Source organism: Streptomyces ruber (assembly GCF_014648075.1).
Taxonomy (GTDB): domain Bacteria; phylum Actinomycetota; class Actinomycetes; order Streptomycetales; family Streptomycetaceae; genus Streptomyces; species Streptomyces ruber.
In genome coordinates this window covers 70,265-83,488 of the sequence record NZ_BMQK01000021.1, presented here as the reverse complement: position 1 = coordinate 83,488, position 13,224 = coordinate 70,265, and the positions used below count along the sequence as shown (strand labels likewise).

Sequence of the window (13,224 nt, the reverse complement as noted above, 5' to 3'; positions counted from 1 at the left end):
AACACCAACAGGTCTCCAGGGTCCGGGTGTTGACGCCTGACGGCGCTGGACGGCGCCGATCGATTCGAGCCTTCCAACCAGCCATGCCAGGCGTTGCTCGGCACCAATGAAAGCCAAGGTGCACGCCGCGGCGATGGCCGGCGGGAACCAAGAGGTGCCCCGTCTGTCCCAAGGCCTCATGGGCCAGGCCGAACCGTATGCATCTACCCGGCACCCCGTACGGCCACCGCCACTCGAACGATCTGCCGGACTTCTCGTCCTGCCTGCCGCTCTCAACAACGGATTAGGCCGCCTGGCCAGCGCGCACGCCGACGCCGTCAGGACACTGCAGCGGCTGGCATTGTTCACGGGTGTCGACAGCGGATGTTCACCGCCCCGGAGGCGCTCCCATGATGCGGTGTTCGATGTTCACGAGAAGCGGCAGCACCCTCTTCGTTCCGGTCTGCGGCGGATCTGCCGCAGACCGGAGTCCTGGACGTCGTCCAGGGCGGGGCGGCGGTCGGACGTCACTTGTGCTGCACGCCGTGACCGCCGTCCAGGGGCGCCAGCCGCCGGCTGAGCTCGAGGACCTTCTCGATGGTCCGGGGGTCGTCGGCGCCACGGAAAACGGGGGCCGGACGGGCCTCGGGCCCGATGAGTACGCCGGTCTGCCCGTCGAGTGAGGCATCGGTGGCCGCGAAGACGGACGGCGAGGCGGCCACCGACGCGGGGCCGGAGGTGGCGCGTGTGAAGGTCCGGCGCACCAGCGGCCACAGCAGGCGCAGTGGCGGGGAGACGATCTTCGGTGAGGTCATGGTGCCGTCGGTCATGCTGGTGGCGGCGCCGCCGGGGTCGGCCGCGAAGACGGTGACCCCGGTGCCGCGGAGGCGTTCAGCCAGGTGAAGGGTGTAGGCGAGGTTGGCGAGCTTGGCTCGGCCGTACCAGTGGAAGCCGTAGTAACCGCCCGGCGGTTCCACAGCGTCAAAGGTGCGCTTGGCGGCCTTGACGGCGGCGGAGGTGACGTTGACGATCCGGCTCGGTGCGGCTGCCTGGAGCCGGTCGAGCAGCAGCTCGGTCAGCAGATACGGCGAGAGGTGGTTGACGGCGAAGGACGCCTCGATGCCGTCGACGGTCTGCCGGCATTGCGGGAACATCGCACCGACGTTGTTGACCAGCACCTTCAGCGGACCTTCGGCTGCCAGGTGCGCGGCCAGCGCCCGCACCTGGTCGAGCGATGCGAGGTCGGTGGCCACGAATCGCGGTGCGGCTCCGGTCGCGACCGCCGCGACCTCCTCGATGGCGCTCGTGCCGCGCTCGGCGTTGCGGCCGACCACCGTCACGGCGAACCCCTGCCGCGCGAGTCCCTTCGCGGTCTCCAGACCGATGCCCCCGGTACCCGCCGTCACCACTGCCCGCTCGCTCATGACCCCGCCCCTCACTGCCGCACACCAAGTGGATAGTTATCCGTTTCGATGGGTGCACGCTAACACAATCGGATAGCTATCCGGTTAGTGCGGGGAAGGTGAACAGCCCGACGGACCGCCGGACCGACACGGGCGGGAGACGAAGTGTGCCGCCGTCAGCGCGGCGGGCGCAGACCCTCGAGCAGAATGCCCAGGTAGAGGTCCCGGCGTGCACCGCCCCCGGAGCGCACCGCATGTTGCACACCGCACAGCAAGCGGCGCACGTCCTCGGCATCGACACCGTCTCTGATCGCGCCGGCCAGACGGGCGCGGTCCAGCAGGCCGGTGACCGCCTGGTCGAGCTCGGCCCTCATGTCCGAGGTCTGTGACCTGACGTCGGCCGCAGACTCCAGCACGGCCGCGAAGTCCGGGTCGTCGAGCATGCGGTCGAGCGCGAAGCGCAGCAGACGGTGCAGGCCCGCGAGCGGGTCCTCGGCGGCGACCGCCGCCCGCGCCTCTGCGATCAGCTCCCGAAAGCGTTCCGCCGAGAGCGCCTCAACCAGCGCATGACGGTTGGGGAAATGCCGGTAGACCGTCCCGACACCCACCCCGGCAAGCCGGGCGATGGCGTTCAGCTGCAGTGACGTGTCACCAGCGGCCAGTTGCTCGCGGGCGATCCGTAGGATCCGGGCGCGATTGCGCACCGCATCTGCCCGCAGCTCTGTCTCCTGCCCCGCCCTCGGTGTCACGGCCCCAGCATAAGCAGCAGGCCGGGCCGGTCCGACGGCAAGAGGGCTCTGCACCCCAAGCAGCCCGGATCTGCACCAGCGAGTCCGGCTGCGGCACCAACACAGCACCCGGCCCGCCTGAGGCCCTTTCGCGCTGCGCACGGCCATGAGGGTCTTCCCGGATCCGATCGCCCTGATCATCTGAGTCCGCACCACTCGCTCTCGCACAGTAGATCGCGCAGGCGAGTCGGGTATCTGGAGCTGATGATCGGCGTTGGATCTCAAGTGGTGCGAGGTCCAGGAGCGGAGCTGTGAGAGGAGGTAACCACGCCTGAAGTCCACCCGCCGTCATCGGAACACCGGGAGCCGGCGGGCGGGGGAGACGACAAGTCCCTGGAACGGCCAGGCGTACTGCGCCACGTTCAGCAGCGGTATCTCACGCGACCTGCGTGCACCCCCCGCGCCCTACGATTCCCCGGTACGGCCGGATGAACGGGGGCGGGGATGGGCGAGGACCTTGAGGACGGGGCAGCGGTGGCGGTGCGCCTGGCGGGAGGTGCGCCGCTGCGGGAGGCGTTGGCTGTCGTCGGCCCCGGTGACTGGCTTGTGCTGGACGCGGGGGGTGCGGGAGGTGGCCTGGTACCGGTCGCAGCTCCTGCCGGAGTGGGAGCACACTGACCCGCTGCCTGCCGACCTGACACAGCTGGATGAGTCCCGGCTCGCGCTCGCCCTGTGCCACCGGGACGGGCGGATCCGCGAGGCGGCGGTGCGCCGGTCGGCGCGCTATCCCGGTCTGCTGCCGCTGATCGTGATCCGCTGCGCCGACTGGGCCGAACCAGTGCGCGAGCGCGCCCGCAAGCGGCTGCGCGAGGCCCTGGACGCGGGCACCGCCGTCGACCTGGCGCCGCTGATCCTGCTCGTCGGCCGCCGCGACCGCGGCATCTTCGGTACCGAGCTGCTCGAGGAGGTGCTGGGCCGGGCACCCCGCGGGCGGCTCGCCGCTTTTCTCGCCCACCCGGACCGCACCGTGCGGCGGTTCGGATACAGGCTGGCCGTCGAGCGCCGGCTTCTTCGCCCCGCCGAGCTGGCCCGGGCGGCCGCCCGGGACCAGGACACGGTGGTCCAGGACCTGTGCGCCACCGCGGCACTCACATCCCTGCGGGACGAGGAGGGCGCCTGGGACGAAGTGCTCGCACCACTGCTGAGCGCGCGCGGTCCGCGCACCCGTTCGGCGGGCGTCACCGCGCTGCGGCGGGCGGGACGGCCGAAGCAGGCGGAGCCGTTCCTCGCCGACCGCTCCGCCCTGGTACGTGCCTGTGCCCGGTACGTGGTGCGGCAGCACGGAGGCGATCCGGCGCCCTGGTACCGGAAGCGGTGTGCGGCACCGGATGATCCCGGGCTGCCGCCCGGTGCGGTCATCGGGCTGGCCGAGTGCGGAAACCGCGCGGACGCCGGTCTGCTGTGGCCGCTGCTGGCACACCCGGCGGCCGGAGTGCGAGCACGGGCGGTGGCAGGGCTGCGGGCGCTGGACCTCGTGGACACCGGATTCATCCGGGAACCCGGGGGCACACTGCACTCCATGACCTTTGGGGGGAAGTCCTACTCCTACCTCACCGACGCCACCGGCAACGTCCTCGGCCTGGTCGACAGTGTCCGGCAAGCGCACCCACACCTACGCCTACGGCCCCACCGGCCTGCCCCGCACCACCCCACCGAGGTCGTCCCCCAGCCGTACCGCTACGCCGGGGCGTACGCCGACCCCACAGGGCTGCACAAGAGGGGGCCCGCTCCTACGACCCGCACCTCGGCCGCTTCACCCAACCCGACCCGAGCGGCCAGGAAACCAATCCCTACCTCTACGCCGCGGGCGATCCCATCAACAACAGTGATCCGACCGGCTTGTTCTCAATTGCCGACGCTGTCGGCGTTGTCGCTGGCACCGTAGCTGGCGGGCTCGGCGCGGCGGCAGTGGGAGCGGCATGCGTAGGTACGGCCGAAGCCGCGTGTGTCGGTGCCGCAGTTGTCACGGGTGCGTTCTGGGGCGCAGGAGGCGGCGCTGCAGGAGCCACCATTGCCGGAGGTACGCAGACGGAGCGAGAGAACGGATTCTGGGGTGGCCTGCTCGGTGGAGCAGCCGGAGCCTTCTTCTGAGGAGAACTCTGTGGCACGCAAGAGTCCGAACAACGCGCTTCTGGTGTTGAGCTGTACTGCGGTCACCTGCCTCGTGGGTGTTCTCGCGACCGTAGCAGGCCTGTTCGACTGGGCGGTTCGGCAGTCTGCCGTGCTGTTCGCTGCGGCCGGCCTCGTGTCAGGCAGCATCGCTGTCGCCCGCCGGAAGTCGGGCGCCGGGCGAGGAGGAAGGGCGTAGACACGCCGACCAACGGCCGTGGACCTCTGTAGGGCCGCTGCGGATCTGTCGGATTCTCGTCGATCTGTCGCCAACGACAAGTTGGCGACAGATCGACGAGAAGCGCTCTCAGTAGCTGTCCTACCGTCTTGGCTCGGACCCGCTCTGGTCGTTCGTAGGCGCAGAGGGGCTCAGAGCTCGGGTATGGCCTGAGTAACTGTCGCCGCATTATGGCTCCTGACACTTGGTCGCCCGCAGTCCCGTGACGGTCTCGACCGCTGATACGACAAACCCCGTCTATGCAGGTCAGAGTCGTTCATGTGGTGAGCACAGGCTGGAGGTTGACCTGATAGCCGAGGCGGTTGAGTTGGCTGACCAATCGGCGGGTGGCCCGGGTCTTGCCGTCGCGTTCGAGGAAGTAGTCGCCGCCCAGGTCGGCGTATTCGAGATCGCGGGTGAACATGTGCCAGATCGAGACGAGGATGGAGTGCTGCAGGGCGACCAGCGCCCGACGACGCCCGCGGCGGGCGACCAGCCGTTTGTAACGGGCGGCGAGGTGGGTGTCCTTGGTCCGGCAGGCGGGGATCGCAGCCTGGCCCGGCACCCCCTCCAGCCATGGGTCACCGGGCCGGGTGCGACCGGAGGGGTTCTTGCCCGCCGACTCGTAGTTGCCCGGACAGATTCCTGCCCAGGAGGCAAGGCGGCGGCCGAGGGGAAGCGGGAGAGATCGGCGCCGATCTCAGCGAGGATCACCTCGGCGGTGTGAGCGCTCACCCCGGGGACGGTGGCCAGCAGTTCGACCTGCCGGTGAAAGGGACGGACGTGCTCCTCGATGCGGGCATTGAGGCGCTGTTCCATGACGGTTGCCCCGTCGATCCGGTTCAGCACGGTCCGCGCCAGGAACGCGTGCTGGTCGGTGAAGTAGCCGGTCAGCGCCTAGGCCAGCATCTCCTGCGGGGTCCGCACGTTCGGCGCGGCCAGCTCGGACAGCGCCTTCGGATCACGCTCGCCGTCGCTACCACCGCGGCCTGCTGCGGGCCTGCTATCTGGCCGCCGTGCTCAGCTTGCGCTCGTGCCCTGCCTCGCAGCGCTTCTACCGGTGCAAACGAGCTGAGGGCAAGAGCCATGTCCAGGCCGTGCTGGCCCTCGCCCGCCGTCGGCTCAATGTCCTCTGGGCGATGATCCGCGACCACAGGTGCTACGACCCCACAGTCTCAGCTTCCGCACCAGCTTGACGCCGTCATTGGGAAGTGTCAGAACTCCACAGACGTGATGTCCCGTCAGAGCAGGTGCGGCCAGGACTATGGAGCTGGAACAGCGGCCCGCCCCTGCCTCATGACTGGTTGGACGCGCTGATAGAACCCCGTCATGACGTATCGATTCATCGCCCGCGCCGCCAGAACAGAGACAGATCCTGACGGCTACTTCACGGAAGCCTCCCTCGCGGAGGCGGAGGACGGCAGTGGCTTCATCTTGATGTTCATGGCGGGGGAGGAAGTTCCCGATGAGCAGGAGGTTGCCTTGGGGATGGACACGCACTGCCTGGTCACAGCTGGACAAGGGACTGCGTATGGCTGTGTGCGTGAAGCCGTCCTGACGGGCGATGTCCTCCGTGTCTCGCTCGATCCTGCAGCTCTGCACGACTTGCGGCTGAGCGACAGCGAGATCGAGGCCGTCATTGCAGCACCGGCCGAAGACGTCGTCGTGTTCCGAGAGGTCCTCGCCCAGGTGCTCGGATACGGACGTGCGGACGCTGTGCCCACTCGCCTGGCCGTCTGACCCAACCGCAGAATCGGGCGGTCCGGCGTCGCCGGGCACACGCGCCACCGAGCGGTCTGACCCGGTGGGGCTTCACGTGACTGTCGGCAGGGCCGGACCAGGGGGGGTGGGAGCCAGGCGGATCGTGTGGGACTGCGCCCCTGTCCGCATGCGTATGGATCCGGGCTCGGTGGTCGGGGCGGGCATTCCGACGGAGTGCGCCGCCGTGCGTGGAGGGCTGGGTGGCGACCACCGTGCCTGCCCGCTGCCCCGGCTCACCTCCGGGCCAGCGGGCGACAGCCCATGCCGGTGCCTGTGCTGAAGAACCTGCACGTCCGGCGGCTGGGTTTCGGGCCGGCCACGTCGCTGCCCGGACCGCCTGCGCGGCGACACGGGTCACTCCAGCCGGGACGACCACGGCCACCTGCGGCGCCGCGGCATCAAGGCGACCGTCGCCGAGCGGGATGACCAACGGGACAAGCGCCGACGACGCGGCCGGGGCGGCGGCAGCCCACCGGCCTTCGACAGGACCCGGTACCGGCGCCGCAACGCGGTCGAGCGGTGCGTGAGCGAGTGGAAGCAGCTCCGTGCGGTGGCCACCCGAAGGCTTCGGGCAGCACACGAGCCAACGAGTCGGTGCGTGACAGCGGGTGGGCATCCTGGTGTCGTGAGGGGCGTGGTCGATCGGGCAGTGCTTGGCATCTGTGATCCACGGGCGTTTCGGTGGCGCATCTGGCGTCGTTGGTTGAGGAGTTGGCCGGGCCGTGGTCAGCCGCGGTGGAGGAGAGGGGCTTTCGCGAGCGAGGCGGTGTGAGGCAACGCGCGCCGGGTGCTGATGCCCGGTGCCGGCTGTGTTGGCCCTGTTCTCGTATAGCTGCCGCCAGGTGGCGTGTAGCGCTGAGTAACTACTCGGGGCTGCGGTCACGCTGCTGGAGGGCGGCGTAGTCGGCGTGCGCGGTCTCGACGGCCCCCGGGTACGCCCGGGCCTTCTCATATTCAGCGAGCGCCCGGTAGATGCTGGAGAGGCTGGGGCTCTGTCCCTTGCGGCGGCCGGTGGGGATGAGCAGGTCGGGCTGGATGTCCTCGACGGTCTCGCCGTTCGCGCGGCGGCGGAGCACGGTGTGCAGCATGTCGTCGGTGATGACCGGGGGCCGGCCGCCGTGGTTGCCCTTGCGGGCCGCGGTGTCGAGTCCTTCGAGGGTGGCCTCACGGTTGCTCTCTCGCTCGGTCTCGGCCATCGCGGCGAAGAACCCGAACAGGAGGCGTCCGGGACCGCTGGGGTCGTACATCCCCTGAAGAGGTCCGGCAAGCATTTCCAGGACCAGGCCGTGGGCGGTGAGATGGTCAGCCAGGGCTGTCAGCTCTGCGGCATCGCGCCCCAGGCGCTTCATCTCGTACACGGTGAAGACCACCCCGGCAGTGCGGGGCGTGAGCCTTGATCTCCCGAGCGGCGGCGAGCGCGGCCTCGAACTGAGGGCGGACTCGCACCCGGGTACTAATCTTCTCCGAGAAGATCTTGTCCCGGGGGATGCGCTGGGCGACCAACGCGTCGAGCTGCGTCTGAAGTTCCTGGGTGAGGGTCGGGCAGCGGGCGTATCCGATGCGGATGTCTGCCGTCGGGGTGTCCGGGTCGACGGGCGCAGGTGCCGGGATGCCTGGTCGCCACGGCTGGCCGGGGCCGCGGTCGGCGGGGGTGGGAACGCGCAGGAGTCTCGCGAGCCGGGGCACCTTGGTGAAGCAGCCGGTGTGGTAGGTGCCGGCGACCGCGCCGGAGCGTGAGCGACAGGGCGAGCCTGGCGATGCGTTACAGCGTGGGCATGGGTGGCGCTCGACGTCGTCCGCTTCGGACGTAAGTGCGGTCTGAGGTTCCGTCATGCCCCTGGATGCTGTCACGAACATTTCCCAGAACATGCCTGGTTCCACTGTGAGAACGGATTGTGACAGTGAATCCGCGATCCGGACCGCCCCCGCCGACTGTTCTTGATCTTGCTCCGGGAAAGGGTCGTTTTTGGGAACACCCGTCCCGCGTGCCTGAGCGCCAAGGCGATGGGGTGGCGGGTCCGGACGCGTCGGACCGCCGGATCAGTCGTGGTGGGTGTCGGCCGGATGTGCAGTCGGGGCGGGGGCGGTCTGCCAGGAGCTGAGGATCCGCAGTGCGTGGTCCTCAGGGGTGCCAGGTTCGGCGGTGAGGACCATGAACATGACGTCGGGGTCGTTCGGACTGGTCCAGGTGTCGCAGTCGAGGGTGAGGGGGCCGGCGAGGGGGTGCCGGAAGCGTTTGGGGCCGTAGGTGGTGTCGGAGACGATCCGTCCGTTCCACCACTCGCGGAATTCGGGGCTGCGTACCGACAGTTCGCCGACCAGTGTGGCCAGGCGCGGGTCGTCGGGGTTGCTGGCGGTCTCCATCCGCAGCAGTGCCGCGCTGAGCCGGCCCATGTCCTCCCAGTCGGTGAAGAGGCTGCGCATGGCCGGGTCGAGGAACAGCAGTCTGGTGTAGTTGCGCTCGGATGGCGTCAGTTTGCCGAAGTCCTGGTAGAGGGCCGCTGCGGCCGTGTTCCAGGCGAGGATGTCGTTGTAGCGGCCCAGCACCATCGCCGGCAAGTGGCCGAGGGCGTCGAGCGTCCACTGCACCGACGGCCGCACCCGATGCCCGGCGCGGCGGCGCGGGGCGGGGGCCTTGCCCGCCAGCTCGTACAGGTAAGCCTGCTGTGCCTCGTCGAGCCGCAGCGCCCGTACCAGGGAGGCAAGGACGGTCGCGGAGGCCCGCACGCGCCCCTGCTCGATGCGGGTGTAGTAATCGGTACTCATCGTGGCAAGGCGGGCGACCTCGTCGCGGCGCAGCCCCGGGACACGCCGCAGGGTCCCGTCATCGGCGAGACCCACCTGCGCGGGCGTCAGCTCGGCCCGGCGAGCCTTGAGGAACGCACCGAACTCGGATCGGGATGAACGCGAATCGGACATGACACCACTATGCTTCCACCGTGCCGCGGACTCGGGCCATCAAGGGGGGAAAGAATCTTCCCCGGCACGCCTTTCCCCAGGCAGGAACCTAGCTCTCCCGCACACGGGGCACAGCGGGCACGGTGGGGTCATGCGAACCGATGTGACCTTCACCAGCGCCGGGATCACCCTCGCCGGCCACCTGCACACCCCCGACACCGCTGCCGACGGCCCGCTCGCCGCCGTGGTCGTCGCTCACCCCGGCGGCGGCGTCAAGGAGCAGACCGCCGGCGCCTACGCCCAGCGACTTGCCGACGCCGGATTCGTCGCGCTCACCTACGACGCCGCCTACCAGGGCGAGAGCGGCGGCGCCCCCCGCGGCACCGAGGACCCCGCCCAGCGTGTCGAGGACATCAAGAACGCCGTCTCCTATCTCACCACCCGCCCGGAGATCGACTCCGACCGGATCGGCGCCCTGGGCATCTGTGCCTCCGGCGGCTACGTCATTCCCGCCGCGGTCACCGACCACCGTATCCGCGCGGTCGCGACGGTCAGTGCCGTCGACCTCGGACTGTACTTCCGAGTCGGCCCCGACGGCACCCAGGACCCCGCCGTCCTCCAGGCGCTGCTCGACGCGGCGGCCGCGGCACGCACCACCGAGGCGGCCGGCGAGCCGCTCCCGACGATGTCCGTGCTCCCAACTGAGGAAGAGGCACGCGCCGGCGGCCGCTACTCCTACGAAGCCTGGGAGTACTACAGCACCGACCGCGGCCGGCACCCGCGCCAGGCCGACGAGTTCACCTTCTCCAGCGTCGACAAGATCGTGAACTTCGACGCCTTCCACCTCATCGGTCTGCTCGCCCCGCGACCGCTTCTGATGGTCGCCGGCAGCGAAGCGGCCACCGCCTGGATGTCCGAGGAAGCGGTCAAGAAGGCGAACGAGCCCAAGCGGCTGCACTGGATCGAAGGAGCCAGTCACGTCGACCTCTACGACCGCTACGTACCCCAGGTCACCACCGAACTCCTCCCGTTCTTCACCCAGAACCTCGCGGCGCAGACCGCGCACGCGACGGTCTGACACCCCCACCTTCCCGGCGGAAGCGGTCGCGTGGCCCGGGCGATATTCGCGGCCACGCAACCGCTCCCGTTTGCCATGCAAGGGAAAAATCTTGAGCTCCTTGGACTCCTACATCACGCTCGGCCGTTCCGGGCTTCGGGGCAGCCCGCTGGGGCTGGGGCACAAGGAACAGCACCACTGCGTGGTGCTGGACGGACGGGGCGAGCGACTGCTCTCGCGCCGAGTCCTCAACGATGAGACGGCCCTGCTGGAGCTGATCTCAGACGTGCCAACGGCGACAAGCTCACAGCCATACCCAGAAACCCCGGGGTCCGCCGATCTTACGAATGACCGGCTCAGACCCACGCTTGGAAGGTAGGACAAGCTCAGCGAGTCGACCGCAAAGAAAATGGGCGCCGTCCTCTACCCGGGGGTTCGGGTCGGTCTCTGAGCCCCCGGATGTCACGCCAGCGCTGCGGCTGTCTCTCCCTGCGTGCTTCGCGGGCCGGGCACCGTCCCTCGGATGGACAGATCCAGATCGAGGCGACTGTTCATGTCCAGCTCGAACCGGCCACACGGATTCACATGGGTCCAGAACAGCGGCGACAGCGCTCGGCGGTCCGCGTCGGTGAGCTTGTCCGCCCACTTCGGATCGGCCAGGACCTCCTGCATCAGCAGCGTGTTGACGTGCACCAGCGCGGACTGGAGCAGGTGCAGCGCGAGCATGCTGACCTCCTGGGACTCCTTGTCCTGCCCGGCCAGATCGCCGTCCTTGCCGTAGAAGAGGTCCTTGTTGGCGGAGTTCCAGTTCTCCACCACCTGCAAGCCCTCGTGGATCTCCTGGCGCATCTCGACGTCGGCGAGGTAGTCGCAGACGAACGAGGTCCGCACCGCCCGGCCCAGTTCCTCGATCGCCCGGTACGTCGGATGCTTGGGCCCACCCCGGGTGAAGCGGCGCAGGACCTGCTCGGCCTCGGCGGTGCCCAGTCTCAGGGCGGTGGTGTACTTCACGATCTGGTCGTACTGCTGGGCGATCAGGTCCCAGTCGATCGTCTTGGTGGAGAGCACCGGGCCTAGGTTCGGCCACTGGTCGTCTTCCCCGGCCGCAGGCCGGTACAGTTTCGCCGAGCCGATGTTCTTCAGCCTCGGCATGAGCTTGAAGTCGAGCATGTGCCCGAAGGCGAACCCGACGATGGAGGCGCCGTGCGTGTCCGTGTACTGCCGGTCCACCTCCATGTCGGTGCAGTGCCGCAGCACGCCCTCGGTCATCGAGGCGACCTCGGAGGCCGAACAGGACTTCAGCTGCGAGTAGAAGCAGACAGATTTCCGCTCGACGTGCCAGTAGATCATCACCCCGGGGCCCCGGTAGCGCTGGTGCCACTCGGTCATCAGGTTGGAGGACCAGGCGCCGAACTTGCGGCTGTCGGAGGCGCACGCGGTGCCGGTGCCCCACCACATCTCATCGCGGACGGCGAAGGTGGCGTTCACCAGCTTCCGCAGGGCCGCGCGCATGTTGGCACGGTTGACGAACAGGTGCCGCACCCTGCGCAGCGTCGCTTCGCTCTCGCCGTGCTTGCCGGTCACCGCGACCCGTTTGATCCCCATGTTCGTGCCCAGGCCAAACAGGACCAGCAGTAGCCGGCGCCGCAGCACATCCTTCGACAGCATTTCTCTGGTGGCCACCGAGGTGAACTCGGCGATGAAGTCCGTGTCGAACTCGGCGTACTTCAGGATGTCCAGCAGGTCGATGGTCCCCCAGCGCCGCTCGATCTCGCCCTTGATCGCCACCAGGCTCTCCGGCTCCTCCTGCTTGCCGCGCGGGGAGACCCTGATCCACGGCTCGCCGTGCTTCTTGACGATCGCCACCCCGCCCGTCGTGCCCTCCGCCAGCGCCTGCTCGAAGCGGTCCAGCGAGGTCCGCAGCTTGCCCCGGAGGGCGGCGAGGACCTTGCCGGCGTCCTGCGGCTTGCCCAGCGCGGCGTAGTGCACGTCGCGGTTGTCCTCGAAGTCCGCCGGCAGGTCGTCCTCCGGGTTTCGCCACCGGTTCGCCCCCACCACCCAGATCTCCCGGCGCCGCACCGCATCCCGAAGCGCGACCAGCACGCACAGCTCATACGGGATGCGCTCGACCCGGCCCTTGTCGTCGACCACCGCCGTCCGCCAGTGCTCGGGCACCACCCCCGCAAGCGGCACACTCTCCGCCGGATCGAAGTAGGCGCCCTCCTTCAACGGCTGGTCCAGGTAGCGCCGGAGCAGGTCGATCGCGTCCATCACCGGCCGGTAGGCGGTGTTGTTGCACTTCAGCTCCAGGGCGCCCAGCAGCGGCGACAGCATCCGGCGCCAGTGCGCCGAATACGACGACCGCAACACCATGCGGACCCTCGCCTTGTAGCGGGCCTCGTTCGCCGCGGCCTCCGCCGCCAGCGCCTTCTCCCCGCCGACCACGGGGTAGATCACCCGCCGCACCGTGCCGGACGGCTCGGACAAAGCGGCCTCCGCGACCCGCAGCAGCATGCCCTCCTTGCCCCGGACCTTCTTCAGCTCGGCGGTCAGCTCCTTGTCGACGTTCCGCTCCGCCCGCGTGTTGATCTTCAGCACCAGCTGGATGAACAGGTCCACCAGCGAGTCAGTGATCTCCGTCTGCCGCACATGGCACAGGGCGGCCAACAGGGTCAGACGCCTTGGCGCCTTCATCCGCTCCAGGTTCGCCGGGTACTCCTTCGACGCCCGCGCCCGCCACACGTCCACCAGCTTCTCCGACACGTCCGCGAACAGGTCCGCAGGTAGATCCAGCCGCCGCACCCGCTCCAGCTTGTTCACCTCCGCCAGCAGGCACTCCAAGCCCGGCGCCCCCGGGTCGGCCTTCAGCTCGGCGAAGTGCGACCGCCCGCCGCCCGACACCGCGCCCCTGCTGGGCCACGTAGTCCACCGCCACTGCGGGCATCTCCTTGGCGGACTCCGGGAACCGGGCCTCTACCTCAAAAAACTAGAGCAACAACGCGAAGCCCAACC

At 69.2% G+C, this 13,224-nt stretch carries 9 protein-coding genes and 2 pseudogenes; 4 read left to right on the top strand and 7 right to left on the bottom strand.

Annotation, left to right across the window (positions count from 1 at the left end; translation table 11 throughout):
- Positions 1 to 506 precede the first annotated feature (506 nt).
- Both IEZ04_RS30440 and IEZ04_RS30435 read right to left on the bottom strand, forming a co-directional pair.
- Positions 507 to 1,403 (bottom strand): SDR family NAD(P)-dependent oxidoreductase, encoded by an 897-nt coding sequence (locus IEZ04_RS30440; RefSeq protein ID WP_189220203.1) that lies wholly within the window; start codon positions 1,401 to 1,403, stop codon positions 507 to 509.
- 155 nt (positions 1,404 to 1,558) lie between these two features.
- Complete coding sequence (locus IEZ04_RS30435) at positions 1,559 to 2,131, bottom strand: TetR/AcrR family transcriptional regulator (protein ID WP_189220202.1); 573 nt, start codon at positions 2,129 to 2,131, stop codon at positions 1,559 to 1,561.
- 610 nt (positions 2,132 to 2,741) lie between these two features.
- Here IEZ04_RS30435 and IEZ04_RS30430 point away from each other — a divergent pair.
- Together IEZ04_RS30430 and IEZ04_RS35365 are read left to right on the top strand one after the other, a co-directional pair.
- Positions 2,742 to 4,055 carry a HEAT repeat domain-containing protein gene (locus IEZ04_RS30430; protein ID WP_229821387.1) on the top strand — a complete coding sequence of 438 codons (1,314 nt, stop codon included), beginning with the start codon at positions 2,742 to 2,744 and terminating at the stop codon, positions 4,053 to 4,055.
- Positions 3,947 to 4,261: pseudogene (locus tag IEZ04_RS35365) on the top strand (RHS repeat-associated core domain-containing protein); the annotation flags it as partial. The gene IEZ04_RS30430 and the pseudogene IEZ04_RS35365, both read left to right, overlap by 109 nt.
- A 512-nt stretch (positions 4,262 to 4,773) precedes the next feature.
- Here IEZ04_RS35365 and IEZ04_RS30420 read toward each other — a convergent pair.
- Positions 4,774 to 5,468, bottom strand: a pseudogene (locus IEZ04_RS30420) (transposase); the annotation flags it as partial.
- A 357-nt stretch (positions 5,469 to 5,825) separates the two neighbouring features.
- Between IEZ04_RS30420 and IEZ04_RS30410 the strand changes: the two are divergent.
- Positions 5,826 to 6,236, top strand: coding sequence for an Imm10 family immunity protein (locus IEZ04_RS30410; RefSeq protein WP_189220201.1), 411 nt, complete (start codon positions 5,826 to 5,828; stop codon positions 6,234 to 6,236).
- 884 nt (positions 6,237 to 7,120) lie between these two features.
- Here the strand turns inward: IEZ04_RS30410 and IEZ04_RS35705 are convergent.
- From IEZ04_RS35705 to IEZ04_RS30395, 3 genes are all read right to left on the bottom strand, one after another.
- Positions 7,121 to 7,627 carry a recombinase family protein gene (locus IEZ04_RS35705; RefSeq protein WP_268245704.1) on the bottom strand — a complete coding sequence of 169 codons (507 nt, stop codon included), beginning with the start codon at positions 7,625 to 7,627 and terminating at the stop codon, positions 7,121 to 7,123.
- Complete coding sequence (locus IEZ04_RS35700; protein WP_268245707.1) at positions 7,560 to 8,090, bottom strand: zinc finger domain-containing protein; 531 nt, start codon at positions 8,088 to 8,090, stop codon at positions 7,560 to 7,562. The genes IEZ04_RS35705 and IEZ04_RS35700 overlap by 68 nt, the downstream gene beginning before the upstream one ends.
- 207 nt (positions 8,091 to 8,297) lie before the next feature.
- Positions 8,298 to 9,176, bottom strand: a complete 879-nt coding sequence (locus IEZ04_RS30395; protein ID WP_189220200.1) for a helix-turn-helix domain-containing protein — start codon at positions 9,174 to 9,176, stop codon at positions 8,298 to 8,300.
- A 130-nt stretch (positions 9,177 to 9,306) separates the two neighbouring features.
- Between IEZ04_RS30395 and IEZ04_RS30390 the strand changes: the two genes are divergently transcribed.
- Complete coding sequence (locus IEZ04_RS30390) at positions 9,307 to 10,233, top strand: alpha/beta hydrolase (RefSeq protein ID WP_189220199.1); 927 nt, start codon at positions 9,307 to 9,309, stop codon at positions 10,231 to 10,233.
- A gap of 441 nt (positions 10,234 to 10,674) precedes the next feature.
- Here the strand turns inward: IEZ04_RS30390 and IEZ04_RS30385 are convergent, their stop codons facing one another.
- The gene (locus tag IEZ04_RS30385; protein ID WP_229821386.1) at positions 10,675 to 13,113 is read right to left on the bottom strand and encodes a Tn3 family transposase; all 2,439 of its coding nucleotides are present in this window, start codon (positions 13,111 to 13,113) and stop codon (positions 10,675 to 10,677) included.
- Positions 13,114 to 13,224 lie beyond the last annotated feature (111 nt).